The sequence below is a fragment of the Sutterella sp. KLE1602 genome (assembly GCF_001578585.1).
In the GTDB taxonomy this organism is placed as follows: Bacteria; Pseudomonadota; Gammaproteobacteria; order Burkholderiales; family Burkholderiaceae_F; genus Sutterella; species Sutterella wadsworthensis_A.
The window spans coordinates 1-17,103 of record NZ_KQ968530.1 but is presented as its reverse complement, the minus strand read 5'-3'; the positions used below and the strand labels follow the sequence as shown (position 1 = coordinate 17,103).

The 17,103-nt window shown below is 65.3% G+C and carries 16 protein-coding genes; 6 read left to right on the top strand and 10 right to left on the bottom strand.

The annotated features are described in order from the left end of the window. Positions 1 to 33 precede the first annotated feature (33 nt). Entirely contained in the window at positions 34 to 1,590 is a 1,557-nt protein-coding gene (locus HMPREF3036_RS05830; protein ID WP_005436594.1) for a flavocytochrome c, read from the bottom strand. Positions 1,591 to 2,114: 524 nt separating this feature from the next. On the opposite strand from HMPREF3036_RS05830, the gene HMPREF3036_RS05825 reads away from it, so the two are divergent. From HMPREF3036_RS05825 to HMPREF3036_RS05810, 4 genes are all read left to right on the top strand, one after another. After that, on the top strand, positions 2,115 to 2,468 hold the full coding sequence (locus tag HMPREF3036_RS05825; protein WP_062332415.1) for a cytochrome c3 family protein: 354 nt from the start codon (positions 2,115 to 2,117) through the stop codon (positions 2,466 to 2,468). Positions 2,469 to 2,752: 284 nt separating this feature from the next. Continuing rightward, the gene (locus tag HMPREF3036_RS05820) at positions 2,753 to 5,080 is read left to right on the top strand and encodes a phosphoethanolamine transferase (RefSeq protein WP_062332412.1); all 2,328 of its coding nucleotides are present in this window, start codon (positions 2,753 to 2,755) and stop codon (positions 5,078 to 5,080) included. 62 nt (positions 5,081 to 5,142) lie between these two features. Then, positions 5,143 to 5,835: a response regulator transcription factor gene (locus HMPREF3036_RS05815; RefSeq protein WP_197457943.1), complete on the top strand. Its 693-nt coding sequence runs from the start codon at positions 5,143 to 5,145 to the stop codon at positions 5,833 to 5,835. Between the two features lie 9 nt (positions 5,836 to 5,844). After that, positions 5,845 to 7,143: a sensor histidine kinase gene (locus tag HMPREF3036_RS05810; protein ID WP_062332409.1), complete on the top strand. Its 1,299-nt coding sequence runs from the start codon at positions 5,845 to 5,847 to the stop codon at positions 7,141 to 7,143. A 32-nt stretch (positions 7,144 to 7,175) separates the two neighbouring features. On the opposite strand, the gene yddG is transcribed toward HMPREF3036_RS05810, so the two are convergent. The 5 genes from yddG to HMPREF3036_RS05785 all read right to left on the bottom strand — a co-directional run bounded on the left by yddG (position 7,176) and on the right by HMPREF3036_RS05785 (position 11,113). Continuing rightward, positions 7,176 to 8,108, bottom strand: a complete 933-nt coding sequence (gene yddG, locus HMPREF3036_RS05805; RefSeq protein ID WP_082897362.1) for an aromatic amino acid DMT transporter YddG — start codon at positions 8,106 to 8,108, stop codon at positions 7,176 to 7,178. Positions 8,109 to 8,195: 87 nt separating this feature from the next. Then, complete coding sequence (iadA, locus tag HMPREF3036_RS05800) at positions 8,196 to 9,344, bottom strand: beta-aspartyl-peptidase (RefSeq protein WP_062332404.1); 1,149 nt, start codon at positions 9,342 to 9,344, stop codon at positions 8,196 to 8,198. 134 nt (positions 9,345 to 9,478) lie between these two features. Continuing rightward, positions 9,479 to 9,964, bottom strand: a complete 486-nt coding sequence (locus tag HMPREF3036_RS05795) for a hypothetical protein (RefSeq protein WP_062332401.1) — start codon at positions 9,962 to 9,964, stop codon at positions 9,479 to 9,481. Next, positions 9,964 to 10,566: a hypothetical protein gene (locus tag HMPREF3036_RS05790; protein WP_062332398.1), complete on the bottom strand. Its 603-nt coding sequence runs from the start codon at positions 10,564 to 10,566 to the stop codon at positions 9,964 to 9,966. Before HMPREF3036_RS05790 ends, HMPREF3036_RS05795 begins: the two co-directional genes overlap by 1 nt. A 118-nt stretch (positions 10,567 to 10,684) precedes the next feature. Then, complete coding sequence (locus HMPREF3036_RS05785) at positions 10,685 to 11,113, bottom strand: MerR family transcriptional regulator (protein ID WP_062332396.1); 429 nt, start codon at positions 11,111 to 11,113, stop codon at positions 10,685 to 10,687. Between the two features lie 126 nt (positions 11,114 to 11,239). Between HMPREF3036_RS05785 and HMPREF3036_RS05780 the strand changes: the two genes are divergently transcribed. Then, positions 11,240 to 13,609, top strand: a complete 2,370-nt coding sequence (locus HMPREF3036_RS05780) for a cation-translocating P-type ATPase (protein ID WP_062332393.1) — start codon at positions 11,240 to 11,242, stop codon at positions 13,607 to 13,609. A 170-nt stretch (positions 13,610 to 13,779) separates the two neighbouring features. Here HMPREF3036_RS05780 and HMPREF3036_RS05775 read toward each other — a convergent pair whose 3' ends face one another. Then, a complete protein-coding gene (locus HMPREF3036_RS05775; RefSeq protein ID WP_062332376.1) occupies positions 13,780 to 14,022 on the bottom strand; it encodes a hypothetical protein in 243 nt (80 codons plus the stop codon). A gap of 308 nt (positions 14,023 to 14,330) precedes the next feature. Here HMPREF3036_RS05775 and HMPREF3036_RS05770 point away from each other — a divergent pair, with 308 nt between their 5' ends. Beyond that, positions 14,331 to 14,882 (top strand): hypothetical protein, encoded by a 552-nt coding sequence (locus HMPREF3036_RS05770; RefSeq protein ID WP_062332372.1) that lies wholly within the window; start codon positions 14,331 to 14,333, stop codon positions 14,880 to 14,882. Between the two features lies 1 nt (position 14,883). On the opposite strand, the gene HMPREF3036_RS05765 is transcribed toward HMPREF3036_RS05770, so the two are convergent. From HMPREF3036_RS05765 to HMPREF3036_RS12245, 3 genes are all read right to left on the bottom strand, one after another. After that, the gene (locus HMPREF3036_RS05765) at positions 14,884 to 15,294 is read right to left on the bottom strand and encodes a nucleotide pyrophosphohydrolase (protein WP_197457942.1); all 411 of its coding nucleotides are present in this window, start codon (positions 15,292 to 15,294) and stop codon (positions 14,884 to 14,886) included. A gap of 92 nt (positions 15,295 to 15,386) precedes the next feature. Beyond that, complete coding sequence (locus tag HMPREF3036_RS05760) at positions 15,387 to 16,739, bottom strand: hypothetical protein (protein ID WP_062332368.1); 1,353 nt, start codon at positions 16,737 to 16,739, stop codon at positions 15,387 to 15,389. 50 nt (positions 16,740 to 16,789) lie between these two features. Continuing rightward, on the bottom strand, positions 16,790 to 17,103 hold a 314-nt coding region (locus HMPREF3036_RS12245; RefSeq protein WP_231853580.1), incomplete at its 5' end, for a hypothetical protein.

Genomic DNA, 17,103 nt, shown 5'->3' with positions numbered 1-17,103 from the left:
GTCATCCTGTCCGAGGGGATGGACGCAGGAGGATTACTTCATAGCGGCGAAGTTTTCGCCGGCGATCATGCCGAAGGTCAGGGCGTCGATGACGGCCACCGTGCCGAGACGGGAGGCGCCGTGGACGCCGCCGGTCACTTCACCGCCGGCGTAGAGGCCCTTGATCGGCTTCTGCGTCGTGGCGGAGATGACCTCGGCCTTTTCGTTGATCATGACGCCGCCCATCGTGTGGTGGATCTTCGGGCAGCATTCGATGCCGTAGAACGGGCCCTGGGAGACGGTCAGACCGTTGTTGAAGGAGAGGATGCGGCCGAAGTCCTTGTCTTCGCCGGCCTTGACGAAGCCGTTGAACTTCTTGACTTCTTCGAGGAAGGCGTCCTTCTTGATGCCGAAGTGGTCGGCGAGGGCTTCGAGCGTGTCGAACTTCTTGACCGTGCCCATTTCAAGCGGGAGCTTGACAAAGGACGGGTTGATGGCCTTCACGATGGAGTCGTCGCAGACGGCGATCGGGTAGTTTTCGTCCGTGCCGATGACCTTGAAGAGGGCGTCGGACTTGATCTTGCGGCCGGCGTGTTCGTCCATGAAGCGGCGGCCGGTCTTGCGGTCGACGACGAGGCCGAGGTCCATGCAGGCGTGGTTCGTGAAGTTCACGGAAACGCCGAAGCCCTTTTCACGCGGGTTGCAGTACGGCAGGAACTGGAGCCAACAGAGCTGAACCGGAGCGGCGCCAATGCCAAGGGCCTTGATCAGCACGCCGGCCGTGGCGCCGGGCTGGTTCGTGGAGTCGGTCGTCGGGACGACGCGCGGGTCCTGGATCTGACGGAAGAAGATGTCGCGGGAGAAGCCACCGGCGGCGAGCATGACGCCCTTCGTGGCGCGGACGACGGACTTCTTGCCGGTCTTGTTTTCGAGGTCGTCGGAGACGGCCTTGTTGTTGAAGCGGTAGCCCGTGCGGCAGACGATGCCGGCGACGGAGCCGTCTTCTTCCATGACGAAGTCGTCGAACTTGCAGCGGGTGCGGATCACGACGTTCTTGAGCTTCTTGAGCTCTTCGTGCATCGGACGGATGTAGCCGGAGCCGGTGCCGGCCTTGATTTCATAGGAACGCGGAACCGAGTGGCCGCCTTCGAAGAGCATCTTGTTGGGCACGAATTCGCAGCCGCAGTCGACGACCATCTGGATCGTGTCGTTGCAGCGGTCGGCGATGGTGGAGAGGAGGTTCGTGTGGTTGATGCCGAGACCGTCCTTCAGGCAGTCGGCGATGAAGAGCTCCTTGCTGTCCTTGATGCCCTGGGCCTTCTGGACCGGGTTGACCGGGCAGGCGACGTTGCCGCCGCAGATGGCTGAGTTGCCGCCGACCGTGGACATCTTCTCAATCATGAGGACTTTGAGACCGGCGCGGCCGGCCTTGAGGGCGCAGGCCATGCCGGCAAAGCCGGAGCCGATGATCACGACGTCGAACGTTTCGTCGTACTTGGCAACGGACTTGGCGGGAATGCCGGCGTGCACGGCGGCAGCGGACATCATGGCGGCGGAGGCGGCGACGGCGGACTTGAGGAAGCCGCGGCGGCTGGTATCGATCTGAGTCATTCTGAGGATTCTCCATTCGGATTGGGAACACAACCGGCGGGGCGGATTCTCTCGCTCGCTCCTCGCCGGCGACACCGCTATTCTTCTCCTCCGCCCTCCTTTCGGCTACATACCGCGGTATGGACCTTGCACATACCAAAGTATGCAGGGTTTACCCTTCCCTTTCCCAAACCCCTTGAAAACACACCCTCTCCGGCGGAAAGCCTCCTGTGGACGACACGTTGAAGGAGGGTTTCCCCCAGAGGGCCGCCCCTCCGCTCCCCCGCATCCGCCCCGCAGCAAAAGTCCGGCGAACATCCGCCGCAGTCCCTCCGCACCGATAACAATCACTCTCCTTCAGACGTTTCTTATTGACCAACCGGAAACCCCATACCCGGGTATGCATGAAATACATACTTTGGTAGGTAGGAAACGCCGGCGCGCCTGCATATGATTTGACCCAACGAAAGCGCATCGGACGGACAGCCCGTCCGGAGCTCCAGACTCCGCGCTTCCGGTCTCAGAACCCAGAAAGGAAAACAAAAATGAAGATGACGACGCTGATCCTCGCCTCGCTCTGCGCCGCGACGTTCGCCTTCGGCACCGCTCAGGCTGCCGACCAGAAGTTCGGTGCCGACCGTCATGTCGGCATGGGCCTCTCCTGCGAGACCTGCCACGGTCCGGACAAGGCCAACCCCCAGGAACCCACGATCGACACGTGCAAGCAGTGCCACGACGTCAAGGCCCTCGTTGAAAAGACGAAGGACGTCAAGCCGGCCAACCCGCACATGTCCCCGCACTACCGCGACGAACTTGAATGCACGAACTGCCACATCATGCACGGCGAGACGGAAAACTTCTGCGACCAGTGCCACCAGTTCGGCTACAAGGTTCCGTAATCACCCGAACCGTCATGCAGGTTCTCCCACGCCTTCGGTGAGGATGCTCTCCTCCATATCTCCTGCCTCACCGAAAGCCTCTCCCCCGAAAGCGCTCTCCGGCCGATCACCGGAAGAGCGCTTTTTTCTTCCCCGCGCCCATCTGCATGCCTCATGACATGGCGCAAAGTCTTTGACGCTCCTTTGACGGACGCTTCACGGCGCGTTGACGAGGCCTCACGCGGTTTTGACGCCTCACGCCCGATACTGCGGACATCAAGCAAAAACACGCCGAAGGCATCCGCATGTCCGTCCAAGACCATCTCTGCTCCGCACGCATTCCGACGCCCGTCCTCACGGGCCTTCTCATTCCCGCGTCGCTTCTCATCATCCTCGCCATCGTGCCGCCGCACGCCTTCGACCTCTCCGTCTCGAAGCTCTTCTTCAGCGACGGCTGGCCCTGGCACAGGAACGAAGTCTTCACGACGATCTTCTACCGGCTTCCGAAGCTCGTGCCCGCCATCGTTGCGACGGTGCTTCTCGTCCGTCTCGCCGTCGTGCTCGCCCAGGGCCGCAGGATTCTCGAGGAGGAGGCCTCGAGACGCGCACTCTACGTCGTCATCGCAATGGGCGCCTGTGCCGCCGCAGTCTGGTGGCTCAAGAGCACGACGGGCGTCGCGTGCCCCTGGTCGGTCGAGCCCTTCGGCGGCGCCCTTCCGATGACGGATCCCGCCTTCGGCCTCACGGACGTTCCCGGCCGCTGCTGGCCCTCGGGACACGCGGGCACGGGCTTCGTCTTCATTGCCTTCTACTTTGCGCTCAAGGACGTCCGCCCGCGTGCTGCCGCAGGCGCACTTCTCTTCGCCGTCGCCTTCGGGCTCCTGTGCGGCGCGGTCCGCGTCATGGAAGGCGCGCACTTCGTCTCGCACGTGCTCGTCACGGGCATCGTCGACTGGCTCATCTGCGCGGCGCTCCACGCGCTCATCCTCGAGAACCGCAGCTCGCCCGCCTTAGCAAAGCCGCTCTCCGAAAGGGGCCTCGTCCTCCTGACAGCCTTCTGGTGGACGTTCGTCCTCAACATGCCGTTTCTTGCACGCGCCGCAGACCTCTCCGAGCCGAACTTCGCCTGGAGCATGCGCGAGGCCCTGACGCTCGCGGGCCTCTCCTTCGGCCTTCTCTTCATCTCCATAGCGCTCCTCACGCTCGTCATGGCGCTGCCTCGTCCCGTGCGCCGCGCCGTTCTCGTGCTCCTGAGCCTGACCGGCGCGATCTTCTTCGCGGGCACGCTCGTCTACGGCATTGCGTTCGACCCGAACATGGCCCGCAACGTCATCTCCACCGACGTACACGAGGCCTCAGCCTATTTCTCCGCACGCACGCTCCTGCTCGCTCTGGCCGCAGGCCTTCCGCCCGTCCTCGCTGCCTCCGCGGCCGACATGACGCCCGCCGGCCTCAGGCCGGCCGCCGTGCGTGGCGGCGTCGCCATCCTTGCACTCGCCGCAGGTGCAGGCGCGCTCTTCACGCAGATGAACACGCTTGCGGCCGTCATGCGAAACGACAAGGCGCTGCGCTACCTCATCACGCCCGTCAACGTCCCCTACAGCCTCGCCGCCACGCTCGCAAGGGACGCCTCGCCCGATGCGGCCCAAAAGCGCATCGTCGATCCGAAGCCCGAGTTCTCCGTCAGGCTCAGCCGTCCCGCCGTCCTTCTCGTCGTCATCGGCGAGACCACCCGCTCGGCGAGCTGGGGGCTCGCAGGCTACGCCCGCGACACCACGCCCGCGCTTCGCGCCGAAGGCGTGATCAGCCATCCGTCCGTCACGGCCTGCGGCTCGAGCACCGATGTTTCGCTTCCCTGCATGCTGAGCAGGATCGGCCGCTCCGACTACGACCGCAGCCGCATCATCGGCGAGGAGGCTCTGCCGTCGCTCCTCGCCCGTGCGGGCGCGCACGTCGTCTGGGTCGACAACCAGAGCGGCTGCAAGGGCACGTGTGCGGGCACCGAGGTGCGAAGCCCCGACCCGAAGAGCGCCGCCTGCGCCTCGGGCCGGTGCTTTGACGGCGTCCTTCTCGACGAGCTCGACGCCGACCTCGCGAACCTTCCCGCCGACCGTCCGACGGTGCTCTTCTACCACATGTTCGGCGAGCACGGCCCGCGCTACCACGAGGACTCGCCCGCGCACGCCAAGGTCTGGACGCCCGAATGCACCGACGCAGACCTCGGCGCCTGCACGAAGGAGAGCATCATCAACGCCTACGACAACGCCGTGCGCTACACCGACGGCGTGCTGGCGGGCCTCGTGAAAAGGCTCAAGGCCCGAACGGACATCGACGCGGGCTTCGTCTACGTCTCCGACCACGGCGAGAGCCTCGGCGAAGGCGGCCTCTACCTGCACGGCGCCCCGTACTTCATGGCGCCGTCCGAGCAGATCCGCGTGCCGATGGTCATGTGGCTCTCGAAGGACTGGAGCCGCACCTTCGGGTTTGATGCGGCGAATCTTGCCCGCGAGCCTGCGGGCGGCGTCACGCACGAGCACCTCTACTCGACCGTGCTCGGCATGCTCGGCGTGCAGTCGACGACCCGACGCCCCAGATGGGACCTGACGGACAATCGGTCGAGCGCCGCACAATGACGCGCGCAGGCTGCAAGGCGTAACATCCCTGCAGGAAGACTAATCAGAAAAGAAGCACTCTCATGAGCATCCGCATTCTCGTCGTCGACGACAATCCCGACATCCTTGCCAACGTCCGCGACTTCCTTTCCATGAAGGACGGCTGGGCGCCCGAGACGGCCTCCACGGGGCGCGAGGCCCTCGAGCGCATCGACCGCTCGACCTTCGACCTCGTCATCCTCGACGTGGGGCTGCCCGACACCGACGGCATGACGCTCACCCGAAGGCTTCGCGCCTCGGGCTTCACCGCGCCGATCCTCATGCTCACGGCGCGCGACACGATCGACGACCGCGTCGAGGGGCTCACGAGCGGCGCAGACGACTATCTGATCAAGCCCTTCTCGCTTCGCGAGCTCGCCGCCCGCGTCGAGGCCCTGCTGCGCCGAAGCGGCGCGAATCCGGCGGGGCGCCTCACTGCGGGCCCGCTCTCGCTTGACCTCAAAACGCTTCGCGTCGAGCGCGAAGGCCGTGACATCAGGCTCAACCCGACCTGCCTGCAGCTCCTTCGCGAGCTCATGCAGCAGAGTCCCGGCATCGTCTCGCGCCGTCGACTCGAGGCGGTCCTCTGGCAGGGCGAGCCGCCCGCCTCCGACAGCCTGCGCTCGAACCTTTATCTTCTGCGCCAGGCGGTCGACAAGCCGTTCGACCATCCGCTCATCCACACGCATCCTGGCCTCGGCTGGTCCGTTGCCGATCTTCCCGACTCCGTCTCCTGAAACGCCGCCATGCCCGTCCGACATTCGCCTCCGCGCAGCCTGGCCCAGCGCATCATGCTGAGCTTCGCGCTCCTCGTCACCTTCGTGGCTGGGTTCTACGCATTCGCGCTCTACCAGTCGATCGAATTCACCGAGCAGCAGCTCATCTCGGGCATCCTCAGGGACGAGGTCGCCAGGGCGGTCGACACGCTTGAGCGCGGCGAGACGCCGAGGCTCCCCGAGGACACCCGGCTCTACGGCGCGCCTCCCCTTGAGGCGCCTCCGCCCGCCATGCGCGGCCTGCCCGAAGGCTTCGGAGAACTTTCGAACAACGGCGACTTCTTCGTCCATACAGGCGCCTGGCGCGGTGAGCCGCTCGTGCTCACGCGCGATCAGCTCGGCTTCGAGGACACGGAACGCGTCTTCAGGCGGATCACGCTCTTTTCCGTTCTCGCCGTCTTCTTCCTCGGCCTTCTCGCGGGCTGGATCCTTGCGCGCAACATCATGAAGCCCGTAAAGACGCTCTCCGACGAGGTGAGAAAGGCCAGCGCTGCCCGCACCTACGAGCCGCTTTCGGTCGAGCTCACCAACGACGAGGTGGGCGAACTCGCCCGCATCTGCGACGGCGCCATGAAGAGGCTCCACGAGGCCCTGCAGCGCGAGAAGGCCTTCACGGGCGACGTGAGCCACGAACTCAGGACGCCGCTCACCGTGATCGAGACGAGCGCCGAGCTTCTCTCAATGACGCCGCTCTCGCCCGCTCAGGCGAAGCAGGTCGAGCGCATCACGCGCTCTGCGGGCGACATGCGCGAGCTGATGTCGCTCTTTCTCTCCTTCGCCCGCCTCTCGAACGAGACGACGGGCCCCGAGCCCGACTCCGCCGCGGGCATTCTCAAGGCCGTCGCCGACACATGGGAGCCGTTTGCGGCCGAAAAGGGCCTCGCGCTCGTGCTTCGCCGCGAGGCCGAGTGCCCCGGCGCCTACTCGCCCGTCATGCTCGGCACCGTCGCCAACAACCTCGTGAAGAACGCCGTCGCCTACACCGAAAGCGGCGTGGTCACGATCACGGAAACGTCCGAGGGCTTCATTGTCTCCGACTCGGGACCGGGACTCGCCGGCGACGAGGCCGCCCGCATCTTCGAGCACGGCGTGCGCGGCAGTGCAGCCGTCGCCGACGGCTCGGGCGCCGGACTCGGCCTTTCGATCGTCTCGCGCATCTGCCGCCGCTCGGGCTGGACGGTAACGGCGGGCAAGGCCCCTGAAGGCGGCGCCGCCTTCACGGTCACAATGACGAAGGCGGTCGACGCACGACGCGCCGACCGCCTTTGAGAAAACGTCTTTGAGAAAAGACTCAACTGGTCTCAGTGCTTGTGATGCAGATTGAGGGGCTCGCCCTTGCGTTCGACAGGCTTCGTCTTTCGCACCGACGTCCAGCACACGAGTGAACCGAGCACGACGAGCGCGACGCCCTGCCAGAACGTGGCGCTCAGATCCGACCCGATGTAGAAGGAGGCGAAGACGCAGGAGAGGACGGGCGTAAAGTAGGAGCCGATTCCCAGAAGCGTCATGTTGCCGTACTGCATGCCGTAGGTCCAGACGCCGTAGCCCAGTCCCGTCGCGGCCGCGCCGAGGAAGACGCCGAGCCAACCGGGATGCATCCACTCGCCGGGCGGCGTGGGCGTAAGCAGCCAGATGAGCCCGAAGATCAGCATGTCGTTGAAGAAGATGATGACCACGGGATTGTGCCCGCCCGACCAGGCCCTGGTCATCGAGCCGTAGCCCGCCCAGAGCACGGCGCCCACGAGGGCGATCGTGTAGCTCCACGGATTCTTCATCCAGTTGGCCGCAAAGTGCATCGGATTGAATCCGTCCTCGCCGCCGAGCACCACCATGACGCCCAGCAGGCTCAGCAGCACGCCCGGCACGATCCACCACCTCGCCCGCTCGCCGTTGAAGAGCACCGCGAAGACGATCGTCAGGCAGGGCCACAGATAGTTAACCATGCCGACCTGCATGGTCTGCGTGGCGTCCTCGGCCATCGATAGCGAGAAGATGAAGCAGATGGCGCAGACGTTTGCGGCGCCCACGCCCAGAAGCAGGTACTTGAGGGAGAAGGCCCGCAAATGCGGGCGTCCGAAGATGAGAAGAAGCAGAAGACAGGCCGCGGCGTACATCACCGTGAAGCCCGGGCCTCGCCCGAAGTCCTCGGCGATGCCGCGGCAGATCCCGACGCTCATGCCCCAGAGGACGGGTGCGAGAAGACCGACTGCAGTTGCGCGTGTTGATGCGTCCATTTGCGAAAAAGGCCCGCCGCTTGAATGTTCGCGGCGGACCTGAGTGAGGTCAGTTGCGGTTGTTGCTCAGGACATTATGCCCGATGTTCATTCCTCAAAGGCGCCCTTGACGATCACTTCGCCGGCGCGCATGCACTGGACGCCGCCCATGAAGACGTCGGTGATCTCGTGTTCGGCGTTGAGGATGAGCAGGTCGGCGTCGGCGCCGACCTCGATGACGCCCTTACCTTCGAGCGTGAGCGCTTCGGCGACGGTGCGGGTCATCGGCAGCAGTGCGGTCGTCAGGTCGTGGCGGCGCGCAAGTTCCTGAACGGTCTCGATGTTGCACATGATGGAGCCGACGCCGAGGCCGACCATTTCGCCCGCCTCGTTGAAGCGCGGCATGGAGCCGTGGCCGTCGGAGCTCATCGTGATGCGGTTGACGGGCACGCCGTTTTCGACGGCCATGTCATAGGCGTCGGCCGCGCAGCCCATGTAGTTGCCGCCGCCCGTGGTGATGTCGATCCAGCCGCCCTGCTTCGCGAAACCCATCGCGCGTTCGAAGACGGCGGGATGACGGGCGACGTGCGTCGGACGGATGTGCTTGATCGGCAGGCCGGAGGCGACGATGCCGTCAAAGATGTCGAAGGACGACGTGTAGTCGCCGAGATGAACGTGCACGAAGCCAGTCTTGCCCGTGAGCATGCCCGCGACGCGGACGTCGGCGACGATCGAGCGGACCTCCTCCATCGACGGGAAGGAGCAGCGGTGATCGCCCAGGGCGATCTTGACGCCGAGCACTTCGGGAATGGCGAAGAGTTCGGTCTTGACGGAATCCGTGATCGTCGTGACGGGGTAAGAGTAGTTGCTCGTCCACATCCAGCCCGAGGCGCCTTCCTGCTTGAGGCCGCGCACCTTGGCGAGGAGGTTCTCGATCGAGCGGGACATGCTGTCCGTGCCCGAGACGCCGAGGAAGGTCGTCACGCCGGCCTTGACGAGCTCGGAGAAGACGAGCTCGGGGCAGCGGCTCTTCCAGCCGCCTTCACCGCCGCCGCCCGTGACGTGGATGTGCTGGTCGATGAGACCCGGGGTCACGATGGCACCACAGGCGTCGATCGTCTCGAGGCCGGGGACGGAAAGGCCCTCAAGGCTCTCCTCCATGGCGACGATCCTGCCGCCTGCGATGAAGATGTCGCGACGGCCGAGCTTTTCGGGGGCGAAGACTTCGGCGTTCTTGATGAGGATGGGACGGGTCATGCTTTCTCCTTTGGTCCTGCCCGCGGCCAGAAGTAAAAGGGATGGGACCGCGCGCGCAATGAGGCAATTCTACCTGCTCGACGCCTGCAGGAAGCCCCATGCCCGAACGCCTGAAAACCCTCGGGTGTTTACCCTTACCCGTAGGTGTGCTTCGAACGAGGAGACAGATAGAGATACAGGACGGCGCCCGCCGTAAGGACGACGGAGACGGCGAGGCGGGAGACGTCGCCCGTGCCCGCCTGCAGCATCCAGGCCTCGGCGACGGGGCCTGAGGCCAGGCACCCGAGCGAGGCTTCAAGACGAACGGAGGGCGTGCGGCCCGAAAGCAGGCGGAGCATCGCCCAGACAATGCCTGCGAAGCTCAGGATTCCCGGCAGCCCCGTCCTGATCCAGAAGCCCTCGGGCACCGCGCCCATGACGGCCGAGACCATGAGGCTGAACCCCGTCGCATTGAAGAGGACGGCGGCGGCCATGAAGCCCACGAGCACGATGAGGCCGCCCTCGACGCCCGAGGGCTCGCGCTCGTGCGCAGGCGGAAACTGACGGCTCCACTTCCAGAAGGAGTGGATCACCATCAGGAAGACCAGAAGGAGCATCAGGCTCCCGATCACGGGCTTCATCAGCGCTCCCCGACGGCGGAGCCGCCGCGCGAGAGCGCAAGCCTGCGGCCCGAGGCGGTGCCGTAGGTAAGTGCGGGACGATTGGAGAAGAGAAGATAGAGGGTCACGACCACCGTGAGGAAGAGGAGCCCCGTGGGCTCGCCCGCAAGCTCGATCGGAAGGCCGAGGTAGATCGTGCGCAGGACGGCGACGAGCGGGCCGCCGAGCCAGGCGCAGACGACGGCGGCGCCCAGGGCGACGGACGAGCGGCCGAAGACGAGCGCACCGATCGCGATCAGCAGGAAGAACGAGGCGGCAAAGTCCGGAATGAGCGTCTGCGCGACGGGCCAGAGATAGTCGGTGCTCATCGAGATGACGCGCGCGGCCTCGCCCGCGGCGCGGCCGAAGTGATAGAGCGCGTTGACGGCCTCGACGATGAGAAGCACGATCGTGAAGAGCAGCAGGCCGCCGACCCCGCTCGGAATGCCCGGTACCTGATAGACGGGCGGGACGGCGCGAGCGATACGGCGGATGGCCCAGACGGGCACGAGAACGGCGATCGCACAGAGCGCGATCATCAGCATGACCTGCATGCCGGAAAAGTGGACCACGGTGGTTTCCATCAGGTTTTCGACTCCAGAAAAGAGGCTCCTCAAGCGGAGCACAGCGGAGGCATTCTACACAAGGACATTCGTCCGAACTGCCTTCCTCACAGGGCGTTCAAAGGTTTTTGCTTTTTTCTCAGGACACGTCCGGGCCGTCGTCTGCGGCGTCAGGATGCGAAAGGCGCTCAAGCAGGCCGCAGGGCTCGCCCTCGGCGTGGCGCCCGCAGCAGGCGCCCGCAAGCGAGCAGAGCTGCTCGCGCAGCCGCCTGAGCTCCGCCATGCGCGCCTCAACCGCCTCGAGGTGCCCGTGGATCATCACGTGCGCGCGGTCGGCCCCCTCGGGACTCCCGTCCTCAATGCTCTCGAGCAGCGAGCGGATCTCGTCGAGACTGATGTCGAGCGTGCGGCAGTGCCTGATGAACTCGAGCCTGCCGACATGGACCTCGCCGTAGTCGCGGTAGTTGTTCGCAAAACGCCTGGGCGCGGGCAGAAGTCCCATCCGCTCGTAGTAGCGGATCGTCTCCGCCGTGTGCAGCGTGCGCCTGGCCAGTTCGCCGATCTTCATGACTCGTCCCTGAAAAAATAATGCTGATTCGCATTATCGCAAAAAAACGCTTGACCTTGTAGCGACTTCAGGGTGTGTAATGCCATCCATCAGTAATTCACGACGGACCTCGTCCGCAGAACAATCATGTCCACTCTGATCATCTCCATCTCCGCCATGTGCTGCCCCGCCGAGGGCGGTCCCGTCGAGCAGGTCCTCAGGGCCGCTCCGGGCGTGGCGGACGTCACGCTCGACTACTCCACCCGCACGGCCAGGGTCACGGGCGACAGGATCTCGGGCGAAGCCCTGCTTGAGGCGCTCCTCTCCATCGGCATGCTCGGCGAACTTGTCGTCACGGGCGCAAGGCGCATCGTGCTCTCCGTCCCCGAAATGGACTGCCCCGTCGAGGCGGACAAGATTCAGAAGGCCTTTGCGGCCGCAGGGATCACGGGCGCGGACTTCAACGTGATGACCCGCACCGTCACGCTCTCGGGCGACGACGATCTCGAGGCCGCCGCAGTGCGCGCCGTCGAATCCTGCGGCTACACGGCAAAGGCCGCAGCCTCGGGCCCCAGGACGATCGAAAGCGCGCCGATTCCCTGGGCGCTCTACATCACCGCCCTCTTCGTCGCCTTCATGTCCGAAGCGGTCGAGCTTGTGAGTGAATACTCGCCCGGACTCATCCCGCTCGAGCACGGCACGATCGACCTCATCACGCTCGCACTTGCCGTCGTCGCTATCCTGATGGCGGGGCTCGAGGTCTTCAAAAACGGCGTTCTGGCGCTCGTTCACCGCAACCTCAACATGAACGCCCTGATGGCGGTGGCCGTCGTGGGCGGCGTGCTCATCGGCGCCTGGCCCGAAGCCGCCATGGTGATGGTGCTCTTCCAGATTTCAGAGTCGATCGAGCAGCTCTCGATGACGAAGGCCCGCCGCTCCATCCGAGACCTGATGAGCGCCGCCCCCGAGACGGCCGAGGTCAAGGACGGCCGCAGCTGGCGCAGGGTCCCCTCGTCCGATGTGGGCGCGGGCGCCGTCGTGCGCGTGGGACCGGGCGACCGCGTGCCGCTTGACGGCAGGATCGTCAGGGGCGCGACCGCGCTCGACCAGTCCATGGTGACGGGCGAAGGCATGCCCGCCGAGAAGTCCGAGGGCGACAACGTCTGGTCGGGCACGGTGAACCTCACCTCCACGATCGAGGTGATGGTGACTGCGGCTGCGAGCGAGAGCCTCTCGGCCCGCATCATCGACGCCGTCGAGAACGCCCAAGCCTCGAAGTCTCCCGTGCAGCGCTTCGTCGACCGCTTTGCAGCCGTCTATACGCCGATCGTCTTCTTCATCGCGGCCGCCGTCGCAATCGTGCCTGGCCTCGTGACGGGCGAGTGGAGCACGTGGATCTACCGCGCGCTCTGCCTGCTCGTCATCTCCTGCCCCTGCGCGCTCGTGATCTCGACGCCCGTAACCGTCGTCTCTGCGCTCGCCACGGCCACGCGCTGCGGCCTGCTCATCAAGGGCGGACTCTATCTTGAGGAGGCGCGCAAGCTCGTCAACATCGGCCTCGACAAGACCGGCACGCTCACGAAGGGCGAGCCCGCCGTCGCAGGCGTGAAGTACCTCGCCACCTTCGACGAAAGGCTCACGGGCGCGATGGCCGCCAGCCTCGCCGCCATGAACAAGCATCCGCTCTCCCAGGCCATCGCACGCTGGGCGCATGAAAGGCACCTGCCCGTCTATCAGGTCGAGGGCTTCACGGCCATCCCGGGCGCAGGCGTCGAGGGCCGCATCGAGCGCGGCATGGTGAGGCTCGTCAACCTGCGCTGGCTCGAGGAACAGGGCCTTGCCGACGAGGAGGTCCGCCGCACGTTCGCGCACTATACGAACGAGGGCATGTCCGCCGTCGCCGTCGCCGACGCCTTCGGCGTGCAGGCGGTCTTCGGACTCGCCGACGTCGTGAAGGAGGACACGGTCGAGGGCCTGCGTCAGCTCGCCTCCATGGGCATCCGCCCGTGGCTCCTCACAGGCGACAACGAGGCAGCCGCCCGCGCGCTCGCCGAAAAGGTCGGTCTCAAGGGCGTCAGGGCGGACCTGTTGCCCGAGGACAAGCTCAAGGCCATCGAGGAGCTTCAGAAGAGCGGCCTCACCGCTATGGCGGGCGACGGCATCAACGACGCCCCCGCGCTTGCCCGAGCCGACATCGGCATCGCCATGGGCGTGCGCGGCACGGACAGCGCCATCGAGGCTGCCCACATTGCCGTGATGGACGACAGGATCTCGTCGATCGCAACGCTCGTGCGCCTCTCCCGCATCACCCACGGCGTGCTCGTCGAGAACATCGCCTTCGCCATCGGCGTCAAGATCATCTTCGCGCTCCTCGCGCTCACGGGCAACGCCACCATGTGGATGGCCGTCTTCGCCGACACGGGCACCTGCCTGATCGTGGTCGCCAACGCCATGCGCATGCTGCGCATGAAGCCGAGGCTCGACCGCATGGCCGAGGAGGCCCGCAGGGCCGCCTGACGCGGCCCCCGCACGCATCCGGCTTCAAATTCCCGGAGGCGCCACGTCCAACAGGAAGCCGCCGCCGAGTCCTGAGGATCAAGGAGACCGCGGCCCTCTCAAACGACAAGCGCCCGTCGGCATCGGACCAAAACGGGCGCTCTTCATAGCTTCGGGAAGCGGCGGGGTGCTCAGCGGTCGCAGGTCCAGCCGTTTTCGCGGTCTCGGGCCTTGATCTGGAGCTTGTCCTTGTACATGGCCGAGTCGTCGCGCTTCTGCGTGTCGGAAAGCTCGCGGTCCTGAGCGCCGTCGAAGGAGGCCCAGCCCATGGCGAGGGAGACGGGCACCTCGACCGCCTTGCCGAAGGGCTCGAAGGCGGTCTTCACGCGGCGGGCGAGGTCGGCCGCGTCGGCGTCCCTCGAGACGAAAAGCACGACGCCGAGCAGGATCGAAACCTGCCGGTCGACTCACGAGAAAATGGGGCGGGACATGGAAGGAAGTGCGCGGTTTTATGTTTATTTTTTCGTTGATCGGCCGTTCTTTCCTTCCGGCATCAATGCTGTCCGAAAGTTGACGGCGCAACAGAGGCTTTCCGGGGTGAAGAGCCTCATTTTTGTCGGTCTAACATTATAGCGGCCGCACGGGCGCCTGTATTTAGCGTTTCCAATCGAAAACGCTCTCGGCGAGCAGCTTTCCGACGCGCTATCCTTGTATGGACACCCACCATTTCCAATCGCCCGCCATGACCGATCCCACAAGGCTTGAACCCAGAAACGGCGACTTCGTCGCCTACGTCGAGGCGCTCCAGGAGGAGTCGCTCGAGGCGCTTCGCCGCGCCAATCAGGCTGCAATCGCAAATCCCCTGCAGGTGCCCGACGCCTCCGAGGGCGGGGCCGACCTGGGCAGGATCGCGGCCGAAATGCAACGCAGGGCCCGCGCCGAGCGCGGGGACGAGGCAACGCATGATGCCGCGCAGGCGGACATGCTGCGAAGGACGAAGAAATCCGTGGCGGAGAGCTTCCGCCGCATGGGCGGCGCAACCCGCGGAAGCACCCGGGCGCCCGCTCCTCAGCCTCAGCCTCACTCTCCCGCCCCGGCACCCGCCGCAGGGCGCGCTCCTCAGGCGCGCAGACGGGGCGTGCCGCTCGGCTTCATCGGCTCCGCCTGCATCATGATCGGCTTCTTCATGACCTTCGCTGCCATGGCGGAGGGACGCGAGAATCTCGCCGGCCCCTTCATCTTTCTGATGATCGTGGGCGGGCTCATCGGCCGCATCGCGAAATCCCGCAGGTAGCTCAGCGGCCCGCCTTCCTGGCTTCGGCCCTGCAGCGCTCGTAGGACTCGCTCCCGAGCCCCTTCACCTTGTCGACGGGATAGCGGGCGGCGCTCTTGGCGAGCTTCGCCCTCACGATTTCGTCCATCGAAAGTCCGGCCCTGTCGGCGAGCATCACCGCATAGATCAGTACGTCGGCGAGCTCGTCGGCCAGTTCGCCGCGCTTCTCCCCGCGTTCCAGATCGGTGCCCGACCACTGGAAGACCTCGAGCAGCTCGCCCGCCTCGATCGCGACCGACATCGCGAGGTCCTTGGGATTGTGATACGGAAGCCATCGGCGGTCGTCCCTGAAGGCGAGGATTTCGGCCGCGGTGGCCTCGGAAATGCCCCTGAGAGGCACGGTTTCGGATGTTTCGGCGGTTTCGGCCTGCATGGCGATGCTCCCTGAAGAAAAACGGAAGAACTCAAGACAAAATGAAAGCCCGGAGGCTGAGCGCCTTCGGGCTTTTGAGTCTCAAGCGAGGATCAGTGCTCGAGCACGAGAAGGGCCAAGACCTCGTTCCTTTCGTTGAGCCTCACGGCATAGCGACGCGGGCGGCCCTGAAGGATCAGGTAGCGGTCGATCGCGGCCTGCAGGCGCTCGACGTCGGCCTTGAGGCGCTCGACGGACTCGTCGTGGGCGCGGCCGAGCTCGTCGGCGTCGCGCTTGACCTGGCCCGCGATGTCCATGGCGGGGGCGTTCATGCCGCGGCCCTGGACCTCGAGCGCGTCGTAGACGATGTGGCGCGCCTTGTCGAGGAGCGAGTGGACGTCGGGGAAGTGCTCGACGTTGCGGCGGATGTGCGCGGAGCAGTGCATGCCGTGGATGTAGTTGTCGCCCGAGATCACGCGGATGACGGCGAGCGTGCGCAGGAAGAGCACGGAGAGCTCGCGCTCGAGCATGTGCGGAATGCTGCTCGTGAGCGCCACGTCGGCCTCCTCGGGCGTCTTCATGTTCTTTTCAAGGATGGCGAGGCTCTCGTCGATGCGGCGGTTGATGGCGTACATGTCCTTCGCGAGGACGTCGGTGCGCTCCGTGCGCATGAGGGCCTGGCCCTCGCCCGCGCCGAGGCGGCGGACGTCGCGCACCAGGTCGAAGAGCTTGTCCCAGTAGTCGCCCCACTTCATCGCATCGAGCGCGGGCACAAGAAGCTTCACGCGCGGCAGAAGATTGCGGATGCCGTTGAGCTCGTACTCGAGCAGGTCGTCGAGCTCGTGCTTCTTGTCGGTCGGGTCGACCATCATCCAGAGCTGCGTGACGTGCGGGAAGCCGCCCACGCCGAAGTCCTCGACCGCCATCGGATCACCGAGCGGCTCGCAGCCGTTGGCGAGCGCGATGATCTGCAGGTCGTTGGAGGTGGCGTTCGGATGCGGCATGAAGCCCGAGCGGAGCTGCTCGACGATCATCGTCGAGAAGTTGAGGGAGAAGACGTCCTTCGAGAGGCCGTCGCCCGGCACGATGTCGAGCGTGCGGCAGCGGGCAAAGAGGCCCTTGAGGGCCTTGAGCTGCTCGGCTTCGGCGGGAAGCTCCCTGTAGTAGGGCTCGTCCAGCTCGAGGGCTCGCTGAATGAAGAGGTCGGCCGCGGTCACGCTGTTCTCAAGCGTCGTGAGCGCGAGCATCGATGGACGGTGAACGCCGTGCTGGGGCTTGCGCACCTCGGGGGCGGGAGCGGGCGCCTTGGGCGCGGGCGAGGCCTTGACGGGGCGGGCGGCCACCTTGTCGACGTTCCTGCGGGTGCGCGCGGGCGCGCGGCGGCGCATGGCCTGCCAGGCGGCACCGCCGCCGAAGCCTGCGGCGCAAGCCGCGATCAAAAGCCAGGTGAGGATTTCGCTGTCCATAGAATTGCCACGAGGGAACATCCGACTTCAGTCGGGTGAGGAATCGCGGCTTACTCCTTTCGTAGTTCAGTCAAAAAAGTTTTGCGTGTTTCGAGAAGACTCAGTTTTTTGCAATTGATGTCTGTCCCGATCACAGTTTTGTCAAGGCGACGAATGTTGAATGTGCCTCTAACGCGTCGCCCGAAAACAAAACCAATCTGTCCGCCGATTCGCACCTTGTCGAATAGGCGGAACCCCTTGACGAGGAATGGCGCCTGATTGAGTTTTCGCACTCCGCCTTTGAGAATCGAACACCTGTGTATCTGTCGGTTGTGCTTTCGCGTCTGTTGCTGGAAGAGGAAATCTCCTCTTCGCAACGCTTTCA

Bases quoted from the DNA above. Each gene is read 5' to 3' on its own strand.
- HMPREF3036_RS05830 (WP_005436594.1), bottom strand. From the start codon at position 1,590: ATGACTCAGATCGATACCAGCCGCCGCGGCTTCCTCAAGTCCGCCGTC.
- HMPREF3036_RS05825 (WP_062332415.1), top strand. From the start codon at position 2,115: ATGAAGATGACGACGCTGATCCTCGCCTCGCTCTGCGCCGCGACGTTC.
- HMPREF3036_RS05820 (WP_062332412.1), top strand. From the start codon at position 2,753: ATGTCCGTCCAAGACCATCTCTGCTCCGCACGCATTCCGACGCCCGTC.
- HMPREF3036_RS05815 (WP_197457943.1), top strand. From the start codon at position 5,143: ATGAGCATCCGCATTCTCGTCGTCGACGACAATCCCGACATCCTTGCC.
- HMPREF3036_RS05810 (WP_062332409.1), top strand. From the start codon at position 5,845: ATGCCCGTCCGACATTCGCCTCCGCGCAGCCTGGCCCAGCGCATCATG.
- yddG (WP_082897362.1), bottom strand. From the start codon at position 8,108: ATGGACGCATCAACACGCGCAACTGCAGTCGGTCTTCTCGCACCCGTC.
- iadA (WP_062332404.1), bottom strand. From the start codon at position 9,344: ATGACCCGTCCCATCCTCATCAAGAACGCCGAAGTCTTCGCCCCCGAA.
- HMPREF3036_RS05795 (WP_062332401.1), bottom strand. From the start codon at position 9,964: ATGAAGCCCGTGATCGGGAGCCTGATGCTCCTTCTGGTCTTCCTGATG.
- HMPREF3036_RS05790 (WP_062332398.1), bottom strand. From the start codon at position 10,566: ATGGAAACCACCGTGGTCCACTTTTCCGGCATGCAGGTCATGCTGATG.
- HMPREF3036_RS05785 (WP_062332396.1), bottom strand. From the start codon at position 11,113: ATGAAGATCGGCGAACTGGCCAGGCGCACGCTGCACACGGCGGAGACG.
- HMPREF3036_RS05780 (WP_062332393.1), top strand. From the start codon at position 11,240: ATGTCCACTCTGATCATCTCCATCTCCGCCATGTGCTGCCCCGCCGAG.
- HMPREF3036_RS05770 (WP_062332372.1), top strand. From the start codon at position 14,331: ATGACCGATCCCACAAGGCTTGAACCCAGAAACGGCGACTTCGTCGCC.
- HMPREF3036_RS05765 (WP_197457942.1), bottom strand. From the start codon at position 15,294: ATGCAGGCCGAAACCGCCGAAACATCCGAAACCGTGCCTCTCAGGGGC.
- HMPREF3036_RS05760 (WP_062332368.1), bottom strand. From the start codon at position 16,739: ATGGACAGCGAAATCCTCACCTGGCTTTTGATCGCGGCTTGCGCCGCA.